The following is a 23,059-nucleotide window of genomic DNA, read 5'->3' on the forward strand; positions in this document are numbered from 1 at the left end:
CGCGGCTACGCCGTCGGTTCGGAGCGAGGCTCAGAGCGCGGCAGGCATCCGCGCGCCGATCCGCGTTCTCGTCACCACCAACTGCCCTTCCTGCGGGTAGGCGTGCCAGGTGCGCCAGCGCACCTGGCCCTCGTGGCGCTGCGCCAGCATCGCCGTGAAGGCGTGCGGCGAGCCGGGGAAGGTCCCCGCGAGGCCGTGCGGATGGTCGGCGACGAGTGCGAGCAACTCCTGCGCGCGGCCCGCGAACGAGCCCTGGGTGAGGGTCTCGACGCGGGCGGCGAACTCGTACTCCCACTCGCCGACCCGCTTGGACACGCCCAGCGGCAGCGGGGTGCTGCTGCCGGGCATGCAGGCGACGGTCTCCGAGCAACTGCGGTCCTCCTCCCGGAGGAGTACCTGATGGGAGGCGCCGAGCAGTCTCAACTGCAGTTCGGCCCCGGAGAGTTCGAGATCGAGTACGGCGAGCGCGGGCAGCGGGTCGCGCCCCAGCGCCCAGGCCAGGTCGGCCGCGCGCGTATCGGTGTAGGAGGTTTTCAGGGTCGTGAGCATGGATCGGCTCCGCAAACACGGTTGGCGGGTGGGCCGGAGGCGTCCCGGTGAAGTGTTTCGACCGGGAGTGGGGATCGCCGGCTCGGGTCCACACACGGTCCGAGGGCTGGATGTTCTCAACAACGAGGGAATCATGAACCGTGGGCGAGTCGCAGCGTTTTTGCCCAACTTGGCGTGGTTTCCATCCCCTCGGGGGCCCCACGGTTCAACTGTTCAACCGGATTCGATCGCGTGATTCCCACAATCGCTCAACAGAGTGGTCACAGACGCGTGTTGTCCCCCGCTGTTCCCGCCGGGCCCGTCAGCTGCCCCCGCCACAGCCGCCCCCGCAGCCCGAGCCGCAACCCGAGGACCCGCAGCCCGAGGAGCCACCGCACGAGGACGAGGAGCCGCAGCCGCCGCCACCCGAGGACGAGGAAGAGGAAGAAGAGGAACCGCCGCCCGCCCAGCCGCCCCGGCGCTTGCGCCGCTTGCGGGACCGGCTGCCACTGGTCGCCGCGGCGAATCCGACGACCACAAGAATGATGAGTCCGATGACGATGAAACCGCCCATGGAGTCCCCCGTACGTTCGAGCTTTCGCGTCAGCCGGAGTGGCTGTGCGAGGGGGATTCCCGCCCCGACCGGGCTCGAAGCGCACCGGCCGCGCACTTGAGCAAGTCCAGAGCTTCGCCCCGCGGGGCGGTCGACACCGGCCGTCTCAGGAGCCTTCTGGCGCCTCGGGCGAGGCGCCGGGGGGCCGGGGGCTGGCGGGGCGCCCGGGTCGCCTGCTTGTCCGTCGCTCGCCCGCCGTCAGAGGATGACCCCGACGACGAGTCGTGAGGAGCGAGGAGCATTGATGGGTACCAGGCCGCTGCTGAACCGCCGGCTCGCCGAGTTCGGGACGACGATCTTCGCCGAGATGTCCGCGCTCGCCACCGCCACCGGCTCGATCAACCTGGGCCAGGGCTTCCCCGACACCGACGGCCCCGAGGAGATCCGCGAGGCCGCCGTGCGCGCCCTGCGCGAGGGCCGCGGCAACCAGTATCCGCCCGGCCCCGGCGTGCCCGAGCTGCGCGCCGCGATCGCCGAGCACCAGCAGCGCCGCTACGGCCTCGCGTACGACCCCGACACCGAGGCCCTGGTCACCGCGGGCGCCACCGAGGCCATCGCCGCCGCGCTGCTCGCGCTGGTCGAGCCGGGCGACGAGGTCATCGCCCTGGAGCCGTACTACGACTCGTACGCCGCCTGCATCGCCATGGCCGGCGGCACCCGCGTCCCGGTCACCCTCCGCCCGCACGACGGGGCCTTCGTCCTCGACCTCGACGAGCTGCGCGCGGCGGTCACCGACCGGACCCGGCTGATCCTGCTCAACACCCCGCACAACCCCACCGGCACCGTCCTCAGCCGCGCCGAGCTGACCGCCGTCGCCGAACTCGCCCAGGAGCGGGACCTGCTGGTCGTCACCGACGAGGTGTACGAGCACCTGGTCTTCGACGGCGCCGCGCACCTGCCGATCGCCTCGCTGCCCGGGATGCGCGAGCGCACCGTCACCATCGGCTCGGCCGGCAAGACGTACTCCTTCACCGGCTGGAAGGTCGGCTGGATCACGGCGACGCCCGAACTGACCAGCGCGGTCCGGTCCGCGAAGCAGTTCCTCACGTACGTGTCGTCCGGCCCGTTCCAGTACGCGGTCGCCGAGGCGCTGCGGCTCCCCGACTCGTACACCGACGCCCTGCGCGCCGAACTCCAGGCCAAGCGAGACCTGCTGAGCGCGGGCCTGACGGCGGCCGGCTTCGGCGTCCACCGCCCCGCCGGCACGTACTTCGTCACCACCGACATCCGTCCCCTCGGCGAGACCGACGGCTTCGCCTTCTGCCGCGCGCTGCCGGAGCGGGCCGGGGTCGTCGCCATCCCGAACGCGGTCTTCTACGACCACCGCGAGGAGGGCGCGCCGTTCGTGCGGTTCGCGTTCTGCAAGAAGACGGAGGTTCTGGAGGAGGCGGTGGAGCGGCTGAAGAAGCTGGCGTAGGGCTGGGGGGGGGCGGGTTCGGGCGCGGATCGGCACATCCCGCGCGGCGCGCGGCAGTGGCACGCACACGGGCACGGGCACGTACGCGTACACGGGCATGTACACGGACACGGACAATCCGGGGAAAATCCCCCGGTTCCGACGGGCGCGCCCCCTCCGTGGCACGCCGCTTGTCGGGTAAACCGACTGTCGGGAAATGACCGACCGGATTCCCGCGCGCACGGAGGTGCCCCCTGTCCGCCGAGACGATCGACCGCCCGCCGGCCGACGCCGCCCCCGCGCCCACCGCCGCGCCCGCCCGGCGCCGCCGCCTCGCGCGCCTGCGCGCCTCGCTGCGCCGGGCCGCGCCCGCGCTCGGCCTCTTCGCCGCCGCGCGGCTGACCGGGACGCTGGTGTTCGCGCTCTGGGCGTGGCACATCGGGCGCTCGCCGCGGGCCCTGCTCGCGAAGTCGTGGGACTCGGACTGGTACTTGCGGATCGCGGCCAACGGCTATGGCCGCACGCTCCACTGGCCGGACGGGGCGCCCATGTCCGACCTGGCGTTCTTCCCGCTCTACCCGGGGCTGATCCGGGCCGTCGCCGGTGTGCTGCCGATCGCCTACGGGACCGCCGGGCTGCTGCTTTCGTGGCTGGCGGCCGGGGTGGCCGCGTGGGGCGTCTTCCTGGTGGCGGAGCGGCTGTGCGGGCGGCGCGTCGCGGTGCTCACCGTGCTGTTGTGGGGGCTGCTGCCGACGTCGTTCGTGCTGACGATGGCGTACACGGAGCCGGTCATGACGGCCTTCGCCGCCTGGGCGCTGTACGCGGTGCTGACCCGCCGCTGGCTGTGGGCGGGATCCCTGGCCGCGCTGGCCGGACTCTCCCGCCCCAACGGCGTCGCCGTCGCCGCCGCCGTCCTCGCCGCCGCGACCCTGGAACTGTGGCGGCGGCGCGGGCGGGCGAGCCGGGGCGGGCGGGCCGGCTGGGTGGTGTGGGCGGGGGCCGGGGTGGCGCCGCTCGGCTGGGTCTCGTACCTGCTGTGGGTCGGCGCCCGGCGCGGCGATCTGCTCGGCGGCTACTTCGCCGTTCAGGACGGCTGGACCAGCCGCTTCGACTTCGGCGAGGGCGCGGCGCGCTTCGTACGGGACATGCTGAAGGGGCCGACGCAGTTCGGGTACGTGATGGCCCTGGCCGTCACCGCGGTGGGCGTGCTGCTCTTCGTACTGCTCCTGCTCGACCCGGACGAGCGGCCGCCGCTGCCGGTGCTCGTCTACACCGGCGTGCTCGTGCTGATCACCGTCGGCGGCTCCGGCTTCTTCGAGTCGAAGCCGCGCTTCCTGCTGCCCGCGTTCCCGCTGCTGCTGCCGCCGGCCCGGGCAATGGCAAGAGCCCGGCCACGCGCCGCGATCACGGTGATCGCGGGCCTGGCCGGGCTCTCGTTCGCCTACGCGCCGTACGCACTGACGCTGGCGCGGATGGCGCTGTGACCGCTCGGCGGTCACAGCGGGACTGCCGGGCTGACTACTCGGCGGAGCCGTCGCCGTCGCCGGACGCCTTGTCCTCCGGGGACTCCAGGCCGAACTGCTCGACGATCCACTTGTCGAACTCGATCGACGCGCGCACCCAGCTGACCGTCGAGGACACGAAGTGCTCCAGGGCGACGCCCGTGCCGATCAGCATCTGCGCCTCACCGATGAGGCGGAGGGTGGCGGAGCCGTCCTCCTCCTCGTGCAGGTGGGTGTAGACCTTGGGCCACAGCGTGCGGCGGTTCCAGTCGTCGATCGCGTCGAGGATCTTCGCGCGGTCGTCCGCGGCGTGCGGGCGGTCGTAGAACGTCCGCACCGAGAAGACCTGCTGCTCCGCCTCGCCGCGGAACATGAAGTACGTGCGGAAGTCCTCCCACGGCGCCGCGAGGTCACCCTCGTCGTCGACGACGTACTTGAGCTCCATCTGCTCGAGGAGCTGCTTGACCAGATCCTGGTCGGGAACGACGGGGCCCGCCGGTCCTGCCTGCGGCTGGGGCTGGGCCCCGAAATTAGGAATCGAGGACGGGTCGATGCTCACCGGGTTCTTCCCTTCGTACGGATGCCGCCATCCTCCCCCATGGCGGGCGGGGGGTGGCAAGTCCCCACGGCGCGATCAGCTGCGGGCTGACATGATCTCGCCCCATGGGGGCGACGAAGCGGCGCGGCCGCAGGTGGATCTGGATCCTGGTCGGGGTGGCGGTGGTGCTGTCGCTGCCGTTGGCCTTCCTGTGGTGGGCCGCGTCGTTCTGGGACGACGTCGGCAAACCGCAGCCGGTCGACTGCGCGGAGGCGATGTCCTGGGCCGGGGCGACCCTGCCCAAGAGCGCCGAGGACGCCCACTGCACCGAGGCGACCTGGCTGGACACCATGGTCGACGCCGACTTCCGCATGCCCCGCGCGGAGGTGGCGGAATGGCTGGCCGGCACCTGGCCGGCCGCCCGGCCCACCGCCGACGCCTGCCTCGGCACCGGCGACCTCTGTCTCCATCTTGAGGCCGAGGAGGACTTCCCGCAGACCATGGGCGGCCCGGCGGCGGTGGACGTCAGGGTCACCTACGAGAACGCCGACACGGCCCTCGTGTCCGTCAGCCCGTTCACGGTCTGAGCCCGGCGGCCGGCTGGCATGATCGCGTCCATGGGGGACGCGAAGCGGGTCGACTGGAAGTGGATCTGGCTCACGGTGGGGCTGATGGCGCTGCTCTTCCTCCCGGTCGCCTGTGTCGCGGCGAACCAGGTGTTCTGGGACGAGGTCGGCAAGCCGCAGCCGGCCGACTGCACAGAGGCGATGTCCTGGGCCGGGGCGACCCTGCCGAAGAGCGCCGAATCCGCCCGCTGCACCGAGGCGACCTGGACGGACACGACCGTCGAGGCCGAGTTCCGGATGCCGCGCGGGGAGGCGGCGGAATGGCTGGCCGGAACATGGCCGTCGGTCCCGGCCGAGGTGACACCCGGCGGGCTGCGTCTCAGGCTGGACTACGACGACACGGCCGGGGCGAGCGGCGCATACGACATCGCGGTCGACGTGCGGTACGAGGGCGGGGACACCGCCCTCGTACAGCTCACGGCCGGCGACTACTGAGCCCCTCGGGACCGGCCTGGTCCGTACGGGCTATGCGACGGGCTACTCGGCCCTCCCCACGATCAGGCCGTCCTCGAAGCGGTCCACCCGGACCGTGTCGCCGTCGCGGACCTCGCCTGCCAGGATCTCGCGGGCGAGGCGGTCGCCGATGGCCGTCTGGATCAGGCGGCGCAGCGGGCGGGCGCCGTACGCCGGGTCGTTGCCCTCCTCGGCGAGCCAGGCGAGGGCCTCGGGGGTGACGTCCAGGGTGAGGCGGCGGTCGGCGAGGCGACGGGCCAGGCGGTCGATCTGGAGCTTGGCGATGCGGGCCAGCTCGTCGCCCGCGAGGGCCGAGAAGACCACGATCTCGTCGAGCCGGTTCAGGAACTCGGGCTTGAAGCTCGCCCGGACGACCTCCAGGACCTGCTCCCGCTTCTCGCTCTCGCTGGTCAGCGGCTCCATCAGGAAGTGGCTGCCCAGGTTCGACGTGAGGATCAGGATCGTGTTGCGGAAGTCGACCGTGCGGCCCTGGCCGTCGGTGAGCCGGCCGTCGTCGAGGACCTGGAGCAGGATGTCGAAGACCTCGGGGTGGGCCTTCTCCACCTCGTCCAGGAGCACGACGCTGTACGGGCGGCGGCGCACGGCCTCCGTCAGCTGGCCGCCCTCCTCGTAGCCGACGTAGCCGGGAGGCGCGCCGACGAGACGGGCGACGGAGTGCTTCTCGCCGTACTCCGACATGTCGATGCGGACCATGGCCCGCTCGTCGTCGAAGAGGAAGTCGGCGAGCGCCTTCGCCAGCTCGGTCTTGCCGACACCGGTCGGGCCGAGGAAGAGGAAGGAGCCGGTGGGCCGGTCGGGGTCGGCGATGCCGGCCCGGGTGCGGCGCACCGCGTCGGAGACGGCCCGCACGGCCTCGCTCTGGCCGATGAGCCGCTTGCCGAGCTCGTCCTCCATGCGCAGCAGCTTCTGCGTCTCGCCCTCCAGGAGCCGGCCGGCGGGGATGCCGGTCCAGGAGCCGACGACGTCCGCGATGTCGTCCGGGCCGACCTGGTCCTTGACCATGCTGTCCTTCGCGTCCTGCCGGGCCTCCTGCTCGGCCTCGGCCTCGCTGGCGGCCTCCAGCTCCCGCTCCAGCTCCGGGATCTCCCCGTAGAGCAGCTTGGACGCGGTGTCGAAGTCGCCGTCGCGCTGCGCGCGCTCCGCGCGGCCGCGCAGCTCGTCGAGCCGCTCCTTCAGCTCGCCGACCCGGTTGAGGGACTGCTTCTCCTTCTCCCAGCGGGCGGTGAGGCCGCGCAGCTCCTCCTCGCGGTCGGCGAGGTCGCGGCGCAGCTTCTCCAGGCGCTGCAGGCTGGCCTCGTCGGTCTCCTTGGAGAGGGCCAGCTCCTCCATCTTCAGCCGGTCGACGGAGCGCTGGAGCTCGTCGATCTCGACCGGCGAGGAGTCGATCTCCATCCGGAGCCGGGACGCGGCCTCGTCGACGAGGTCGATGGCCTTGTCGGGCAGGAAGCGGGAGGTGATGTAGCGGTCGGAGAGGGTCGCGGCGGCGACCAGCGCGGAGTCGTTGATCCGCACCTTGTGGTGCGCCTCGTAGCGCCCCTTGAGTCCGCGCAGGATGGCGATGGTGTCCTCGACGGACGGCTCGGCGACCAGGACCTGCTGGAAGCGGCGCTCCAGGGCGGGGTCCTTCTCGATCCGCTCGCGGTACTCGTCGAGGGTCGTCGCGCCGACCATGCGCAGCTCGCCGCGGGCCAGCATCGGCTTGAGCATGTTGCCCGCGTCCATGGCGGAGTCGCCGCCGGCGCCCGCGCCGACGACGGTGTGCAGCTCGTCGATGAAGGTGATGATCTGGCCCTCGCTCTCCTTGATCTCGGAGAGGACGGTCTTCAGGCGCTCCTCGAACTCGCCGCGGTACTTCGCGCCGGCGACCATCGCGCCGAGGTCGAGCGAGACCAGCCGCTTGTCGCGCAGCGACTCGGGGACGTCGCCCTTCACGATCCGCTGGGCGAGGCCCTCGACGACGGCGGTCTTGCCGACGCCGGGCTCGCCGATGAGGACCGGGTTGTTCTTGGTGCGCCGGGAGAGGACCTGGACGACGCGGCGGATCTCGTGGTCGCGGCCGATGACCGGGTCCAGCTTGCCCTCGCGGGCGGCGGCGGTGAAGTCGGTGCCGAACTTCTCCAGGGCCTTGTACGAGCCCTCCGGGTCGGCGGTGGTCACCCGGCGGGCGCCGCGCGCCTTCTCGAAGGCGTCCTGGAGCCGGCGGGCGGTGGCGCCCTGCTGGTCGAGGACCTGGCCGGCCCGGCCGCCCTTGGCGGCGATGCCGATCAGCAGGTGCTCGGTGGACAGGTACTCGTCGCCGAGCTTCTTCGCGCGCGCGTCGGCGTCGGCGATGACGGCGAGCAGCTCGCGGTCGGGCTGCGGGGGCGCGACCGTGGACCCGGTGACGCTGGGCAGGGCGGCGAGCAGCCGCTCCGCGCCGGAGCGCACGGCGGCCTGGTCGGCCTCGACGGCGGCGAGCAGGTCGGTGATGTTCTCGTTGTCCTGACCCGCGAGCAGCGCAAGCAGAAGGTGCGCGGGGGTCAGATCGGCGTGCCCCTGGGACACGGCGCGGCTGCTCGCCGCGTTCAGCGCGTCCCGGCTCCTGTTGGTCAGTTCGGCGTCCACGTGCGGGGTCTCCTCCTGCGTCTTCGACTGCGGTTCCGGCCGGCGGTTTCGGCTGCGGTTTTCGGTGCGACAGCTCCTATGACTCATCCAACGTACACAAAGTTGAGTCTATTCCGCTCAAGGTATCGGACGGAGCCCTCCCCGGAGTAGTTTCCGAACATGGCCATCGACCCGAGCAAGCCCAGCGACTCGTACCTCAGCTTCTGGCGCGAGTACCACATGAGCACCCTGACGACCCCGCGCCCGGACGGCACCCCGCACGTGGTGGCGGTGGGCGTCACGTACGACCCGGAGGGCGGCGAGAAGGGCATCGCCCGGGTCATCACCAACAAGCACAGCCGCAAGGTCGCCAACGTCCTGGCGGCGGGCCCGGACGGCGCGCGGGTGGCGGTCTGCCAGGTGGACAAGGGGCGCTGGGCGACGCTGGAGGGCGTGGCGCGGATCCGCACCGAGGCGGATGTCGTCGCGGACGCGGTCGAACGCTACGCGGCCCGCTACAACCGCGTGCCGGCCCCGAACCCGGACCGGGTCGTCATCGAGATCGCGCTCACCCGCGCGATGGGCCGGGCCTGACCGGCCCATCGGCAAAAGCACAGCGGCGCCATCGCGTTTCAGGTCCGCGATGGCGCCGCTGTGTGGGGGAAGCGCCCGAACGATCTACAACGACGGGGGAATCGTTCAGGCACTGCGGGGGGTGGCGGTGATGGTCTCCGTGTCGATCAGCTGGGGCTCCAGCAGCTGATGGTCACGCTGATCGAGGTTGACGAAGATCATGCCGTACCGGATGGCACAGCGAACGGGCTGCGGCGCACCGCGCGGGCGACGCAGACACCGATACGCACGGACGTCCTCGTCCTGTTCGCGGGCGACGACGATCGGCTCTCCGAAGAGGGTCACCATCAACGAGTCGCCACGGTGGGGGATGGCCGTGACGAGATCGATGAAGTGCCACCCGGAGCGGTATGCCGATGCCATCTCACGCCGGAACCTGGAGTCATCGGGAGTCATGCGCCGACGGAGCTCCATCCGGGGTCGTCCGTCACGGTCTCCGACATATGCCAGCCAGGGTCGTTGGCGACGGCGAGCACACTGGCCGGGGCGGAGCTCCACCCGGGGTCCTGGGTCACCCCCACGGCGCCGACCGTTGCAGCCGCGATGAAGGCGACTACGGCCACCGCGCGTATGAGCTTCTTCTTCATCACCGAGCAACCTCACTTGAAGGAAACGAGATTTCCAACCCCCGCGAGTAAGACGATGGCTTACTCTCTACGCCCGCACCACCAAACCCAGGCATCATGTTCCTGAGATGCAGGAGCATGGGGGTGTACATATGCGGAAAGAAACGTACGAAACCGGGCACCCTCATTCGCACGCAGAGCTGTGCAAAGCGGGGTCCGCGCTGTACGCAGCCGCGTTGCGAGCAGGGCGAATACCCCGGTCAGAGGTAGCGGAGGCACCCTGCCTTCTCGATCTGTCGCTCCTGCACCCGGATCCGGACGACCCTCAATGGCTGCGGCCCGTATCGCCGTCCGCCGCCCTGGCGCAGCTCGTCCAACCCATCGAACGCGAGATCCTCGACCGCCGGCGACTGACCGTCGCCCTCTCCGACACGTTCGCGCCCTTCATGGCGATCAGCCCCCATGACTCGCCGTCCACGCACGCCATCTCCGTGCTCGAAGGAATCGACCGGATCAACGCGACCCTCGACCGCGTCGTCGCGAACTGCCGTGAGGAACTGCTGACCGTCCAGCCCGGCGGCGGCCGCCCCGCGCACGCTCTCAGCGAGGCTCTGCGCCGGGTCAGCCCGCTCCTGGGGCGCGGAATCCAGATGCGCACCCTCTACCAGCACACGGCTCGGCACACCGAAGTCACCCTCACCTACCTGGAACACGTCGGCCCCGAAGTCCAGGTCCGCACGCTCGAAGAGATCATCGACCGGCTGATCATCGTCGACCGCGAGGTCGCATTCATCCCGGCCCGCCAGGACCGGCAGGTGGCGCTCGAACTGCGCCACCCCGGGCTGGTCGCCTACCTCGTCGGGGTCTTCGACCAGTTCTGGCAACTCGCCGTCCCCATCAAGGAAGAGATCCCCTACGACCTCAAGACGGACGGCATAACCGGCGTCCAGCGCTCCATCGCCCGGCTCCTCGTCGAAGGCCACGTCGACGAGGCCATCGCCCGCCGCCTCGGCATGAACGTGCGCACCTGCCGCGCCCACATCGCCAAGCTCGCCGCCGCCCTCGGCAGCGGCAGCCGGGCCCAGCTCGGCTTCCTGATCGCCCAGTCGGGCATCCTGGACCAGGGGGACGACTGACCTCGACACTCCGCGTCGACCGCGACGGCCAGCTGGCACCCTGCGCGTCTCGGGCAGGAACTGCCTGCTGCGGATCCCGTACCGGCCGCCGGGCTGCGCGTGGACGCGTAGACGCGACCGGGGAGGGCCGTGTGGTCGCCGCGTGGACCCCTGACGCTGATCCCGATGACTACTCGGAGGCGCCCACCGCCCGTTGACAGCCAATCCGGTACATCAGCTGCTCGTTCGTCCTGGCGTCGTATCGGTCGCGCAGCGCGGCCATGTAGTTGGTGTACGTTCGGGGGCTGATCTCCAGGGTGCGGCAGATCGACTCCCGGGTCCGACCCTCGGAGAGCATCTCGAGGATGTCGCGCTCGATCAGCTCACGGTCGGTGGAGCCATTCGCCGGAGCAGGGAACCAGGGGTCGGCTGCTTCCCATTCACGCTGGTACAGCTCCCGGAGCCAGGCAAGCAGCCCCGGGTCCCGGATGGTGATCGCAGGCTCGCCTGCACCCTCGCCCACACGGATGTCCGAGATCAGTGCGACCGTGTCAGTGAGGATCATCCGAGAGAAGTTCCTTGAGGAGGTCCTGCTTTCGGCGTGTCCGGTTTCGGCCGTGCGTCGCGCGTACTCCGTCTCGGCCGGTCTCGTGCGTGCGCTTGTCGGGTACAGGGTGCGGTACCGAACACCTCCCCTCTCCAGGAGGACGACGTCGCGGTCCGCGGACTTCGCCAGTCTTTCCAGCGCCCGTGGTCGGGTCTGGGACGACCAGACGATGCCAGAATGCTCGATGGCGTTGTGGATCACGGCGTTGATGGCCCTCTTGTCCCTGAGAACCTGGACGACGTTGGTGCTCGCTGAGGTCTCGCTCCCGCAGGCCGCCTGGCCCAGGGCATCCAGGATCGGTCCGATCTGCCTCATGCGCTGAACACGGAGTCGGATCTCGTCGAGCTCCTTGACGTAGAAGTCTCGCTCGACCTGCGACAAGCTTCTCGCGCTGGGCCTGTTGGAGAGGGGCTCGTTGAAGACGACTCCGATGCTCCGGAGGTTCTCCAGTCGAGGATCATCCGCAGAGACATCGACACTCTCTTTGAGCACTTCGCTGTAGAGCTTCAGGTCTTCATCGGACAAGCTCAGCTCGCCAGCCCCCGGCACCGTTTCGCGGCCTTCGTCCACAGTCTCCCCCTGCGCCTCCGGGCATTGCGCCCATGGGCAACCTTGAATGCTTGCACCGCCATAGCTGATACGAAATTCTAACTGTCAGTGAGATGTGGGGGCCATGCGAAAAGCCAACAGGACAACGCGTAAACCTCGGCGTGTGTGGAGTAATTCAAGCGGTGGAGCTCGCTATGTGAAGAACAAGAACGGGGTCGCAAGCGGGCTCTCCTGAGTTGCCCTGATCGCCGCCGTGGCCCTTCGGTCTACGGCAGTCGCGCAGACGCCAGCCGGCACAAGCCACCGGCACAGAACCGAACTTGGGACGCCCGACCGCACCTACGACGCCCAAGGAGCCGGACTGAGACTGAGTCTGAGCCTGAGCCTCCTACTCAGAACTACCGGAGGGAAAGGCTCACCACCCCGCCCGCGATGGCTACCCGAATGAAAGTGGAACGGACGCATTTTACTGATGCGCGGGCGAATTTGAATCACTCTCGGTCCACATTCATACATGTCCACCACAAGAGCCTGCCCATGAGAGAAGAGAGACGATGAGCATTCGCAAGAAGGTCATCACCCTGACCGCAGCAACCCTCGTGGCACTGGGGGCTTCCACCCCCGCAGCGATGGCCGGGGGCAACTTTGGCTACAACGCCTCCCGCACCACCCTGAGCAACGGCTACCTCGACACCAACCTCACCCGGGGCTACGACACGAATCACTGGAACGTCAACGACTATTACTACAAGTCCGGCGGCGGCACCATCTACGCTCAGTTCGGCTATAGCTACCACAGCAGCAACCACTACGGCTCCTGGTTTTACCAGTCCGCCGGCGCCGGCAAGAGCGCTACGTGGAAGGACGTCTACATTGCCGACTGCCAGAACCTTGTCGGATTCATGAATGTCAGCGGCCAGGGAACGTTCTACAACGCCCCTGTGACGGCCTGCTGACGCGAAGCCAGCACCATCGCACTGCCCCCGCCCCATCCTGGGCGGGGGCACTCCTCTTTCCACCCTCCCACCGAGAGTCCCATGATCCAGACCCTCCTTAACGACCACACCCTGGTGGGCACCGTTCTCGGCGTTTGCGTTCTCACCGCGCTCATCGGTCTCCTCGTGGCACGCGCCGGGAATCAACCGCTCGTTGCTAGCTGTCTGGCCGCGATGTCGACCGCGCTGATCGTGACAGCAACGCTGTACCCGCTCTCCCCCAGCGCCCCCGCGAACCACGTCTGCTACATCGAGCGCAATCCCCTCATCGGTGCCACCACCGCGCAGGGCCTCATGAACATCACGCTGTTCATGCCCGCCGCGGCGGCCTGGACGTGGCTAACGCGACGCCCTATCTCTGTCACACTCGCCCTCCTCGGACTGTCCGCTGGTATCGAAACCGTCCAAGCCATCACACCGGGCATGGGCCGCGCCTGCGACAGCACCGACTTGATCACCAACAGCACCGGCGCTCTTCTCGGCACCGCAGGAGCCGCACTGATCCTCTGGCACCGGTACCACAGCACTCACCTCGCCAGGCCCGGCCGGCTCTTCATGCGAGCCTTCTCCACCTCCTTGATCGTCATCGCTGCGCTCTGCGCCATGATGGTGACACCCGTCATGTCCGAAGTAGCGTGGGCTAACGACGCATCCGGTCCGCAGCGGAAGGCGGCCCTGGAGGCAGCCAAGGAATTCCTGCCGCCCACGGCCCAGGTCAGGAAGGTGCAGTTCGCTGCGGGCCCCGACGACACAGGAACAGTGCAGCTGGTCACTGACAAGGGCTCCCTAATGATCGAATGGCCTTCACGAGAAGTACAGTCGGGAATCATCAACCCAACACCTGAACATGCAGCACCCGTGCAGGGACACGTGTCCGACCAAGAAGCGGCCAAGGTTGCGAAGTCATTCATCGACAATCATTTTCCCTGGGTACTTCCGGCAAAGCAGTCCATCAGCGCAGTCGGCCCCGGCGACGAGGCACGCCTCGTGTCCTGGCGCCGCTACAAAGACGACGTGATGATGCCGATGCACGTGGACGTAGTAGTCAGGCCTGGCGGCGGCGTCGCGTCATTCGCCGCACGCAACGAGAAGGACCCCGCGCTACCCAAGGTGCGCATTAGCCGAGAGCAAGCCGTCAGCGCCGCTTCCGTGGCACTCGGCGGTCATCCGGTGGCTTCGTCCGTGCTTCTCGCTGCACGCGATGAGCAAGGCCACTGGCACCCGTACTGGGTGATCACTCCCAAGGATGTCACGCAGGACGGTTCTGTCCACGACGGTGAACCCGGTGGCACCACAACGGATGCCAGAACAGCTCTTGTTGACGCTGTGACCGGCAGGATCAACGATCGGATCAGCCTGACTACGGCTCCGCGCGCCGACTAGTTCTGCAACTATCTTTGCTGTGCGGTTGGGCAGGTCGGTCGTTGGTCTGTTCAGAGGTAGGAAACTGTCTGATGTCCGGCCGCGGGTGGGTGAGTTGGAGGCTCTGCACGAGCAGTTTCGTGCATCGTTTTGCCAGGTCCGAGCCGCGCGAGTCGGCGCTCGCGTACATACAAGGCTGATCACTCCGCTGGAGAAACAGGGGTGCTGGACGCTAGCGGAAAAAGGCCGGGCATGCGAGCTGGACCGGACCCACCGGCTGCTGAACCGGATCAAAGGGGAGCGCCTGCTAGCCGACGGCGTTCGAGGAACTCGTCGAAGACGGCTACGCCGACACCGCTGTCGTCCTCCGCATGCCGCCCGTCACTACCATCGCCCCCTCGCCATCTGGCGTGATCGCGGGTGAAGGTGCTTGGGCCGGGTGTTGGGGCCGTGTCCAGCACTAATCGAGATGGCGGAGCTTCCGTGATTCCGTAGCCGCGTCCAAAATCGCGAGGCCCCCTCCGCCGGAGCGGAGGGGGCCTCGTCGTGAAGCTGCCGAGCCCGAGCAGAAGGACTCACTCGCCGCGCTTGTGTCCCGGACGCCACACCACCAGGGCGCTGGCCTGCTGCACATCGGTGTACGGGACCAGGTCGCGCCGGTACGAGGCGTGGACCTGGGCCTCGCGCTGGCGCATCGCCTGCGCCGCGCCCTCGACCGCCGTCGAGAGCTCGGCCACGCGGGCCTGGAGGGCCGCGACCTGGTTCTCCAGTTCGATGATGCGCTTGATGCCGGCCAGGTTGATGCCCTCGTCCTGCGACAGCTGCTGGACGGTGCGCAGCAGTTCGATGTCACGGGCCGAGTAGCGGCGGCCCCGGCCCGCCGTGCGGTCCGGGGAGACCAGACCGAGGCGGTCGTACTGACGGAGCGTCTGCGGGTGCAGACCGGACAGCTGGGCCGCCACCGAGATGACGTACACCGGTGTCTCGTCCGTCAGTTCATAGGGGTTGCGGCGACGGTCCATCTGCTCATGCTCCCTTCGCGGCCTGGAACAGCTCTGCCCTGGGGTCCTCGCCCGCCGTTGCCTCGCGGAACGTCTCCAGGGCCTCACGCGCCTTGTCGTCGAGGTCCGTGGGCACCGCGACCTCGACCGTGATCAGCAGGTCGCCGCGGGTGCCGTCCTTGCGGACGGCGCCCTTGCCGCGGGCGCGCATGGTGCGGCCGTTGGGAGTGCCGGCGGGCAGCTTCAGCGTCACCGCGGGGCCGCCCAGGGTCGGCACCCTGATCTCGCCGCCGAGCGCCGCCTCGTCGAACGTGACGGGCACCGTGACGGTGAGGTTGTCGTCCTTGCGGCCGAACACCGGGTGGGCGTCGACGTGCACGACGACGTACAGGTCGCCGTTCGGCCCGCCGCGCTCGCCCGGCGCGCCCTTGCCGCGGAGCCGGATCTTCTGGTTGTCGGACACGCCCGCCGGGATCCGCACCTGCATGGTGCGGGACGACTTGGCGCGGCCGCTGCCGTGGCAGACCTCGCAGGGGTTCTCGGCGATCAGGCCACGGCCCTTGCAGTCCCGGCAGGGATCGGTCAGCGAGAAGCCGCCGCCGCTGCCGCGCGAGACCTGTCCGGTGCCGACGCAGGTCGGGCACACCCGCGGGGTGCCGTTCTTGTCGCCGGTGCCCGAACACGCCTTGCAGGGCTGCTGGCTGGACATCCGCAGCGGGACGGTGGCGCCCTCGATGGCCTCGGTGAAGCTGAGCGTCACCTCGGACTCGACGTCCTGGCCGCGCCGCGGCTGCGTGCGCGCGCCCGCGCCGCCGCCCCGGTTGAACAGGCCGCCGAAGACGTCCCCGAGACCGCCGCCGCCGAAGCCGCCGGCTCCGCCGGCCCCGCCCTGGGCGCCCCCGAAGAGGTCGCCCAGGTCGAAGTTGAACGAACCGCCCGCACCCGGGCCGCCCGCTCGGAAGCCGCCGTTGCCGAAGAGAGCACGCGCGTCGTCGTACTCCTTGCGCTTCTTCGGGTCGCCGAGGACGTCGGCCGCCTCGGAGATCTCCTTGAAGCGCTCCTCGGCCTTGGTGTCGCCCTTGTTGGCGTCCGGGTGGTTCTCGCGGGCGAGCTTCCGGTACGCCTTCTTGATCTCGGCGTCGGTGGCGTCCTTGGGGACGCCGAGAACCTTGTAGTAGTCCTTCTCGACGAAGTCCTTCGTGCTCATCGACGTCCCTCCTCCCGATCCCGGGTACGGCTATTGATCGTTGTCCTTCTCGGAGTCGTCCGACTCCTCCGCCTTGCCCTGCGCGCCCGGCTGCGGCTCGGCGACGGCCACCCGCGCGGGGCGGATGGTGCGCTCCCCGATCCGGTACCCCGGCTGCAGGATCGCCACGCAGGTCGTCTCGGTGACGTCCGGCGCGTACGAGTGCATCAGGGCCTCGTGGATCGTCGGGTCGAAGGGCTCGCCCTCCTTGCCGAACTGCTGGAGGCCCATCTTGGCGGCGACGGTCTCCAGGGACTCGGCGACCGACTTGAACCCGCCCACGAGCTCGCCGTGGTCCCGGGCCCGGCCGATGTCGTCGAGCACGGGAAGGAGTTCGGTCAGGAGGTTCGCGACGGCGATCTCCTTGACCGTGACCCGGTCCCGCTCCACGCGGCGGCGGTAGTTCTGGTACTCGGCCTGGAGCCGCTGGAGGTCACCGGTGCGCTCACCGAGCGCCGTACGGGCCTGGTCCAGCTGCGCCAGCAGGGCTACGTCCGTAGCGTCCCCGGCCGGGGCCGCCCCCTCCGCCTTCGCGGCGGAGTCGGCGGCCTTCGGCTCCTCGGGCGTGCCGTCGGTGGGGACGTCGGGCTTCTCCTCGAAGCCCGGGGTCTCCTCCGACATCAGGCAGCGCCGCCCTTCGGCTTCTCGTCGTCGACGATCTCGGCGTCGACGACGTCGTCGTCGGCCTGGGCCTGCTGGGCACCCTCGGCGCCGGCGGCACCCGCGGCGCCCTGGGCGTCGGCGTACATGGCCTGGCCGAGCTTCTGGGAGACGGCCGCGACCTTCTCGGTGGCGGTGCGGATCTCCGCGGTGTCCTCGCCCTTGAGCTTCTCCTTCAGCTCGGCGATCGCGGTCTCGACCTCGGTCTTGACCTCGGCCGGGACCTTCTCCGCGTTGTCCGCGAGGAACTTCTCCGTCTGGTAGACGAGCTGCTCGCCCTGGTTGCGGGTCTCGGCGGCCTCGCGGCGGCGGTGGTCCTCCTCCGCGTACTGCTCGGCCTCCTGGCGCATGCGGTCGACCTCGTCCTTCGGCAGCGAGGAGCCGCCGGTGACGGTCATCTTCTGCTCCTTGCCCGTGCCCAGGTCCTTCGCGGTCACGTGCATGATGCCGTTGGCGTCGATGTCGAAGGCGACCTCGATCTGCGGGACGCCACGCGGGGCCGGCGGCAGACCGGTCAGCTCGAACATGCCGAGCTTCTTGTTGTACGCCGCGATCTCGCGCTCGCCCTGGTAGACCTGGATCTGCACGGACGGCTGGTTGTCCTCGGCCGTGGTGAAGATCTCGGAGCGCTTGGTCGGGATCGTGGTGTTGCGCTCGATCAGCTTGGTCATGATGCCGCCCTTGGTCTCGATGCCGAGGGACAGCGGGGTCACGTCGAGGAGCAGGACGTCCTTGACCTCGCCCTTGAGGACACCGGCCTGGAGGGTGGCGCCGATGGCGACGACCTCGTCCGGGTTCACACCCTTGTTGGCCTCCTTGCCGCCGGTCAGCTCCTTGACGAGCTCGGCGACGGCCGGCATGCGGGTGGAGCCACCGACGAGAACGACGTGGTCGATCTCGGAGAGCTGGATGCCCGCGTCCTTGATGACGTTGTGGAACGGGGTCTTGCAGCGCTCGAGCAGGTCGGCGGTCAGCTGCTGGAACTGGGCGCGGGTGAGCTTCTCGTCCAGGTGCAGCGGGCCCTCGGCGGACGCCGTGATGTAGGGCAGGTTGATCGTGGTCTCCGTGGAGGAGGACAGCTCGATCTTCGCCTTCTCGGCGGCCTCGCGCAGACGCTGGAGGGCCATCTTGTCCTTGGACAGGTCGACGCCGTGGCCGTTGGCGAACTGCTTCACCAGGTAGTCGACGACGCGCTGGTCCCAGTCGTCACCACCGAGGTGGTTGTCACCGTTGGTGGCCTTCACCTCGACGACGCCGTCGCCGATCTCCAGGAGGGACACGTCGAAGGTGCCGCCACCGAGGTCGAAGACGAGGATGGTCTGGTCGTCCTTGTCGAGGCCGTACGCCAGGGCGGCGGCGGTCGGCTCGTTGACGATGCGCAGGACGTTGAGGCCCGCGATCTCGCCGGCCTCCTTGGTGGCCTGGCGCTCGGAGTCGTTGAAGTACGCCGGGACGGTGATGACCGCGTCGGTCACCTTCTCGCCCAGGTACGCCTCGGCGTCGCGCTTCAGCTTCTGGAGGATGAAGGCGGACATCTGCTGCGGGTTGAAGTTCTTCCCGTCCAGCTCGATCTTCCAGTCGGTGCCCATGTGGCGCTTCACGGACCGGATGGTCCGGTCGACGTTGGTGACCGCCTGACGCTTGGCGACCTCGCCGACGAGCACCTCGCCGTTCTTGGCGAAGGCGACGACGGACGGCGTGGTCCTGGCGCCCTCGGCGTTGGTGATGACGGTGGGCTCGCCGCCTTCCAGAACGCTGACGACGGAGTTAGTCGTACCCAGGTCGATGCCGACCGCACGTGCCATTTCGATTCCTCCAGCTGACTGACTTGAGTGGAACTGACTCAAGGATGCATGAGGGACGGGTGCGAGTCAACAGACCTGAGTGGAGTCGACTCAACTCTTCGTCCTCGTATCCGCTCAACAGGAGGTCGGGCGCGCGTCATTCCCCGTTCCCGGGACCCGCTCGTGAGAGGGTCCGGACATATCCCATGTTCTCGCCCGGAACCGGAAAGTGTGGATAGATGACGGCGAAGCGCGCGCTGGACGTCAGGCGCACACCGGACGTCAAGCGCGCCCTGGACGTCACCGTGGGGCTCGCGCTCCTCGTCCTGCTGGCCCCGTTGATCGCCGCCGTCGCCCTGTCCCTGACCCTGGGCACCGGCGACACCCGCGCGGTGCTGCGCCGGCGCCCGGTCGCGGGCCGCGGCGGGACCACGTTCACCCTGCTGACCTTCCGCACGAAGAGCCCGCTGGCCTCGCTGCCGCTGCTGCTCCATGTCGTACGGGGCCGGATGTCGCTGGTCGGGCCGTGCCCCCTGGCCCCCGGCCACCGGGAGTCCACCGGCGACGGCCGGCGACGGCTCTCCGTGCGGCCCGGAATGACCGGATTGTGGCAGATCAGTGGACGTTCGGAGCTACCGTGGGAGGAGCGCGAGCTCCTGGACCTCCACTATGTGGACCATCACTGGCTGGGGATGGACCTGGCGATCCTGGCGCGTACGCTGCCAGCAGTCCGTAGACGTCGCAGGGCAGGCGGCACGACGGGCCGGACACCGGCCCGTACGGCAAGGGTTGCCTGAGCGACACAGATCACCGCAAGCTCCGCTACAGTGCGGCGCCCCCAACGGGTAATCTCAGCACGGACTAAATAAGTTACCGCTTAGTAGGCCCTGAGCTGAGGCCCGCCCGAGGAGCCCCACATGCAACTCGCCGCGATCGTCGTGTCGATCGTCATCACGGTGGTAGCCGTCGCGCTGTTCGGCCGCGCCATCGCGCAGATCTACCGCTTCGTGCGGCTCGGTCAGCCGGTGCCCGCGGGAACGCGTACCGGTGACCCCAAGCAGCGCACCATCACCCTGGTCAAGGAGTTCCTCGGCCACACCCGGATGAACCGGTGGGGCGTCGTCGGTGTGGCGCACTGGTTCGTGGCGGTCGGCTTCTTCTCGCTGCTGCTCACGATCGTCAACGCCTTCGGCCAGCTCTTCCAGGCGGACTGGCTCATCCCGATCATCGGCGACTGGCTGCCGTACGAGCTCTTCACCGAGTTCCTCGGCCTGATGACCGTCCTCGGCATCGTCACGCTCATCGTGATCCGCCAGCTCAGCAAGCCGACCCAGGCCGGCCGCAAGTCCCGCTTCGCCGGCTCCAAGACCGGCCAGGCGTACTTCGTCGAGGCCGTCATCCTCATCGTCGGCGTCTGCATCATGACGCTGCGCGCGCTCGAGGGCGTCCAGCACCACGTGACCAGCTGGGAGCCGGGCTTCTTCGCCTCGTACCCGCTGATCAGCGCGCTCGACGGCGCCGACCTGAGCACGATCCAGAACCTCACGTACTTCTTCGCGGCGCTCAAGATCGTCACGTCCTTCACCTGGATGATCACGGTCTCGCTCAACACCAACATGGGTGTCGCCTGGCACCGCTTCCTCGGCTTCCCGAACATCTGGTTCAAGCGCAACTCCGACGGCTCCACCGCCCTCGGCCCGCTGCAGCCGATGACGTCGGGCGGCAAGCCGATCGACTTCGAGGACCCGGGCGAGGACGACGTCTACGGCGTCTCCCAGGTCGAGCAGTTCTCCTGGAAGGGCATCCTCGACTTCTCCACCTGCACCGAGTGCGGCCGCTGCCAGTCGCAGTGCCCGGCCTGGAACACCGGCAAGCCGCTCTCGCCGAAGCTCCTCATCATGTCGCTGCGCGACCACGCCCACGCCAAGGCGCCCTACCTGCTCGCGGGTGGCGGCAAGACCATGGAGGGCGACGAGAAGGCGACCCCCGAGCAGCTCAAGGACGTCCCCGCCGCGGCCCTCGCCGAGGCCGAGCGCCCGCTGATCGGCACCGCCGAGGAGAACGGCGTCATCGACCCGGACGTCCTGTGGTCCTGCACCACCTGCGGCGCCTGCGTCGAGCAGTGCCCGGTCGACATCGAGCACATCGACCACATCGTCGACATGCGCCGCTACCAGGTCATGATCGAGTCCGCGTTCCCGTCCGAGGCGGGCACGATGCTCAAGAACCTGGAGAAGAAGGGCAACCCCTGGGGTCTCGCCAAGAAGCAGCGCGTCGAGTGGACCAAGGAGGTCGACTTCGAGGTCCCGATCGTCGGCAAGGACGTCGAGGACCTCACCGAGGTCGACTACCTCTACTGGGTCGGCTGCGCCGGCGCCCTGGAGGACCGCGCCAAGAAGACCACCAAGGCCTTCGCCGAGCTGCTGCACATCGCGGGCGTCAAGTTCGCGATCATGGGCGGCGAGGAGAAGTGCACCGGTGACTCCCCGCGCCGTCTGGGCAACGAGCCGCTGTTCCAGCAGCTCGGCCAGGAGAACGTCGCGATGCTGAACATGGCGTTCGGCGAGGACGACGAGGACGAGACGACCAAGAAGCCGAAGTCGGCGAAGAAGATCGTCTCCACCTGCCCGCACTGCTTCAACACCATCGCCAACGAGTACCCGCAGCTCGGCGGCGACTACGAGGTCATCCACCACACCCAGCTGCTCCAGCACCTCATCGACGAGGGCAAGCTGATCCCGGTGACGCCGGTCGAGGGCCTCATCACCTACCACGACCCGTGCTACCTGGGCCGCCACAACAAGGTCTACACGCCCCCGCGCGAGATCATGGACAAGGTCCCGGGCCTGCGCCAGCAGGAGATGCACCGCCACAAGGAGCGCGGCTTCTGCTGCGGCGCCGGCGGCGCCCGGATGTGGATGGAGGAGCGGATCGGCAAGCGCATCAACAACGAGCGCGTCGACGAGGCCCTCTCCCTCAACCCGGACATCGTCTCCACCGCCTGCCCGTTCTGCCTCGTCATGCTGACCGACTCGGTCAACGGCAAGAAGAACGAGGGCAAGGCCAAGGAGTCCGTGACGGTCGTGGACGTCGCCCAGCTGCTGCTCGACTCGGTGAAGACGCCGGTGGAGCCGGAGGAGCCGGCCGCGGAGCCGGAGCCGGCGGACGCGTAGGCGCCGGTACGTTCGGTACCTGACGGAGGGCCGCTCCCGCGGATGCGCGGGGGCGGCCCTCCGTCGTCCCCTAGGGGATGTCACAGCTCTGCCGCACTCTCCCCGTAGTCCCCTCGGAGGAGGCGAGACACCGTCAGAACCGGGTACGTTCATGGACGTGGCTGGATTCAGGAACGGACGCGGCCGGGCCGGTGGCCCCCCGCAACAACAACCGCAGCAGGCGCCGTACGGGTACCAGGCGCCCCCGCCGGGGTACCCGCAGCAGCAGCAGCGCCGACCGCGGCAGCAGGCGCCGCAGCAGCAGTGGTCGCAGCAGCAGGCGTACGGGGAGCCGGAGTACTTCGGCGAGCCGCACGCGCCGCAGGGCCAGTACCCGCAGCAGCACTACGCCGCGAACAACCCGGGCCACACCCAGGTCTTCAGCGTCCACGACGACCCGTACGACCCGTACGGGGCCCAGGGCGCCCCAGCCCCCGTACCGAGCGGCCCGCGGCTGCCCTGGAAGGCCCTCCTCAGCGGCATCGTGCTGCGCCCGGCGGACACCTTCCTGCGGACGCGGGACCACGCCGTGTGGGGCCCGGCGCTGATCGTCACGTTCCTCTACGGCGCGCTCGCGATCTTCGGCTTCGACCAGGCCCGCGAGGAGGCGATCAACGCCACGCTGTCGGCCGCCGTCCCGTACGTCCTCCTGACCGGCGTCGGCTTCGTCATCGGCGGCCTGATCCTGGGCGCCGTCACCCACACCGTGGCCCGCCAGCTCGGCGGCGACGGCGCCTGGCAGCCGACCGTCGGCCTGTCCATGCTGATCATGTCGATCACGGACGCCCCGCGCCTCCTCTTCGCCCTCTTCCTGGGCGGCGAGAACGGCCTGGTCCAGGTCCTCGGCTGGCTGACCTGGCTGGCGGCCGGCGCGCTCTTCACGGTGATGGTGAGCCGCTCGCACGACCTGCCGTGGCCGAAGGCGCTGGGCGCGTCGGCGATCCAGCTGGTGGGCCTGCTGAGCCTGATCAAGCTGGGAACAGCACGGGCACCTTCAGTCCCACCGTCACGTGGACCATTCCGCCCGCCGGCGACCCGCAGTCGACGCTCGCGCCCGCCCGCCACGCCC

The 23,059-nt window shown here is 69.3% G+C and carries 20 protein-coding genes and 1 pseudogene; 11 read left to right on the top strand and 10 right to left on the bottom strand.

All coding sequences use genetic code 11. From position 1 onward, the window contains the following. Nucleotides 1-30: 30 nt before the first annotated feature. Nucleotides 31-549: a DUF2617 family protein gene (locus ACWEV0_RS05075; RefSeq protein ID WP_453146559.1), complete on the bottom strand. Its 519-nt coding sequence runs from the start codon at nt 547-549 to the stop codon at nt 31-33. 836 nt (nt 550-1,385) lie between these two features. Between ACWEV0_RS05075 and ACWEV0_RS05080 the strand changes: the two genes are divergently transcribed. Then, complete coding sequence (locus tag ACWEV0_RS05080; protein ID WP_453146561.1) at nt 1,386-2,558, top strand: pyridoxal phosphate-dependent aminotransferase; 1,173 nt, start codon at nt 1,386-1,388, stop codon at nt 2,556-2,558. Between the two features lie 233 nt (nt 2,559-2,791). Next, on the top strand, nt 2,792-4,021 hold the full coding sequence (locus tag ACWEV0_RS05085; RefSeq protein ID WP_453146606.1) for a glycosyltransferase family 39 protein: 1,230 nt from the start codon (nt 2,792-2,794) through the stop codon (nt 4,019-4,021). Nucleotides 4,022-4,055: 34 nt separating this feature from the next. On the opposite strand, the gene ACWEV0_RS05090 is transcribed toward ACWEV0_RS05085, so the two are convergent. Beyond that, nucleotides 4,056-4,598 (bottom strand): type III secretion system chaperone family protein, encoded by a 543-nt coding sequence (locus ACWEV0_RS05090; RefSeq protein ID WP_403793992.1) that lies wholly within the window; start codon nt 4,596-4,598, stop codon nt 4,056-4,058. A gap of 104 nt (nt 4,599-4,702) precedes the next feature. Between ACWEV0_RS05090 and ACWEV0_RS05095 the strand changes: the two genes are divergently transcribed. After that, on the top strand, nt 4,703-5,164 hold the full coding sequence (locus tag ACWEV0_RS05095) for a hypothetical protein (RefSeq protein WP_453146562.1): 462 nt from the start codon (nt 4,703-4,705) through the stop codon (nt 5,162-5,164). A 30-nt stretch (nt 5,165-5,194) separates the two neighbouring features. Beyond that, nucleotides 5,195-5,638, top strand: coding sequence for a hypothetical protein (locus ACWEV0_RS05100; RefSeq protein WP_453146563.1), 444 nt, complete (start codon nt 5,195-5,197; stop codon nt 5,636-5,638). Between the two features lie 42 nt (nt 5,639-5,680). Here ACWEV0_RS05100 and clpB read toward each other — a convergent pair whose 3' ends face one another. Beyond that, a complete protein-coding gene (gene clpB / locus ACWEV0_RS05105; RefSeq protein WP_453146565.1) occupies nt 5,681-8,281 on the bottom strand; it encodes an ATP-dependent chaperone ClpB in 2,601 nt (866 codons plus the stop codon). Nucleotides 8,282-8,440: 159 nt separating this feature from the next. Here clpB and ACWEV0_RS05110 point away from each other — a divergent pair, with 159 nt between their 5' ends. Then, nucleotides 8,441-8,854: a pyridoxamine 5'-phosphate oxidase family protein gene (locus tag ACWEV0_RS05110; protein ID WP_453146567.1), complete on the top strand. Its 414-nt coding sequence runs from the start codon at nt 8,441-8,443 to the stop codon at nt 8,852-8,854. A 105-nt stretch (nt 8,855-8,959) separates the two neighbouring features. Here ACWEV0_RS05110 and ACWEV0_RS05115 read toward each other — a convergent pair whose 3' ends face one another. Both ACWEV0_RS05115 and ACWEV0_RS05120 read right to left on the bottom strand, forming a co-directional pair. Next, nucleotides 8,960-9,289 carry a (2Fe-2S)-binding protein gene (locus tag ACWEV0_RS05115; RefSeq protein WP_451606992.1) on the bottom strand — a complete coding sequence of 110 codons (330 nt, stop codon included), beginning with the start codon at nt 9,287-9,289 and terminating at the stop codon, nt 8,960-8,962. Further along, nucleotides 9,286-9,480 carry a hypothetical protein gene (locus tag ACWEV0_RS05120; RefSeq protein WP_453146570.1) on the bottom strand — a complete coding sequence of 65 codons (195 nt, stop codon included), beginning with the start codon at nt 9,478-9,480 and terminating at the stop codon, nt 9,286-9,288. Before ACWEV0_RS05120 ends, ACWEV0_RS05115 begins: the two co-directional genes overlap by 4 nt. Before the next feature lie 131 nt (nt 9,481-9,611). Between ACWEV0_RS05120 and ACWEV0_RS05125 the strand changes: the two genes are divergently transcribed. After that, nucleotides 9,612-10,595 carry a helix-turn-helix transcriptional regulator gene (locus ACWEV0_RS05125; RefSeq protein ID WP_453146572.1) on the top strand — a complete coding sequence of 328 codons (984 nt, stop codon included), beginning with the start codon at nt 9,612-9,614 and terminating at the stop codon, nt 10,593-10,595. A 169-nt stretch (nt 10,596-10,764) separates the two neighbouring features. Here ACWEV0_RS05125 and ACWEV0_RS05130 read toward each other — a convergent pair whose 3' ends face one another. Continuing rightward, a complete protein-coding gene (locus tag ACWEV0_RS05130) occupies nt 10,765-11,751 on the bottom strand; it encodes a helix-turn-helix transcriptional regulator (protein ID WP_453146574.1) in 987 nt (328 codons plus the stop codon). Between the two features lie 533 nt (nt 11,752-12,284). On the opposite strand from ACWEV0_RS05130, the gene ACWEV0_RS05135 reads away from it, so the two are divergent. Both ACWEV0_RS05135 and ACWEV0_RS05140 read left to right on the top strand, forming a co-directional pair. Further along, a complete protein-coding gene (locus ACWEV0_RS05135) occupies nt 12,285-12,686 on the top strand; it encodes a hypothetical protein (protein WP_453146576.1) in 402 nt (133 codons plus the stop codon). Between the two features lie 81 nt (nt 12,687-12,767). Then, a complete protein-coding gene (locus ACWEV0_RS05140; RefSeq protein ID WP_453146578.1) occupies nt 12,768-14,108 on the top strand; it encodes a VanZ family protein in 1,341 nt (446 codons plus the stop codon). Between the two features lie 554 nt (nt 14,109-14,662). On the opposite strand, the gene ACWEV0_RS05145 is transcribed toward ACWEV0_RS05140, so the two are convergent. From ACWEV0_RS05145 to dnaK, 4 genes are read right to left on the bottom strand one after another with little or no spacing between them, the layout of a single operon-like run. After that, nucleotides 14,663-15,109: a heat shock protein transcriptional repressor HspR gene (locus tag ACWEV0_RS05145; RefSeq protein WP_453146580.1), complete on the bottom strand. Its 447-nt coding sequence runs from the start codon at nt 15,107-15,109 to the stop codon at nt 14,663-14,665. 4 nt (nt 15,110-15,113) lie between these two features. Next, the gene (dnaJ, locus tag ACWEV0_RS05150; protein ID WP_453146582.1) at nt 15,114-16,295 is read right to left on the bottom strand and encodes a molecular chaperone DnaJ; all 1,182 of its coding nucleotides are present in this window, start codon (nt 16,293-16,295) and stop codon (nt 15,114-15,116) included. Nucleotides 16,296-16,325: 30 nt separating this feature from the next. Continuing rightward, the gene (gene grpE / locus ACWEV0_RS05155) at nt 16,326-16,955 is read right to left on the bottom strand and encodes a nucleotide exchange factor GrpE (RefSeq protein ID WP_453146584.1); all 630 of its coding nucleotides are present in this window, start codon (nt 16,953-16,955) and stop codon (nt 16,326-16,328) included. Further along, nucleotides 16,955-18,799 (bottom strand): molecular chaperone DnaK, encoded by a 1,845-nt coding sequence (dnaK, locus tag ACWEV0_RS05160; protein ID WP_453146586.1) that lies wholly within the window; start codon nt 18,797-18,799, stop codon nt 16,955-16,957. Before dnaK ends, grpE begins: the two co-directional genes overlap by 1 nt. Nucleotides 18,800-19,017: 218 nt before the next feature. On the opposite strand from dnaK, the gene ACWEV0_RS05165 reads away from it, so the two are divergent. From ACWEV0_RS05165 to ACWEV0_RS05175, 3 genes and pseudogenes are all read left to right on the top strand, one after another. Beyond that, complete coding sequence (locus tag ACWEV0_RS05165) at nt 19,018-19,575, top strand: sugar transferase (protein ID WP_453146588.1); 558 nt, start codon at nt 19,018-19,020, stop codon at nt 19,573-19,575. A gap of 120 nt (nt 19,576-19,695) precedes the next feature. Further along, the gene (locus ACWEV0_RS05170; protein ID WP_453146590.1) at nt 19,696-21,951 is read left to right on the top strand and encodes a (Fe-S)-binding protein; all 2,256 of its coding nucleotides are present in this window, start codon (nt 19,696-19,698) and stop codon (nt 21,949-21,951) included. Between the two features lie 157 nt (nt 21,952-22,108). Beyond that, nucleotides 22,109-22,975 (top strand): annotated as a pseudogene (locus ACWEV0_RS05175) (Yip1 family protein); the annotation flags it as partial. Nucleotides 22,976-23,059: the final 84 nt, after the last annotated feature.

Source organism: Streptomyces sp. NPDC003943 (genome assembly GCF_053605265.1).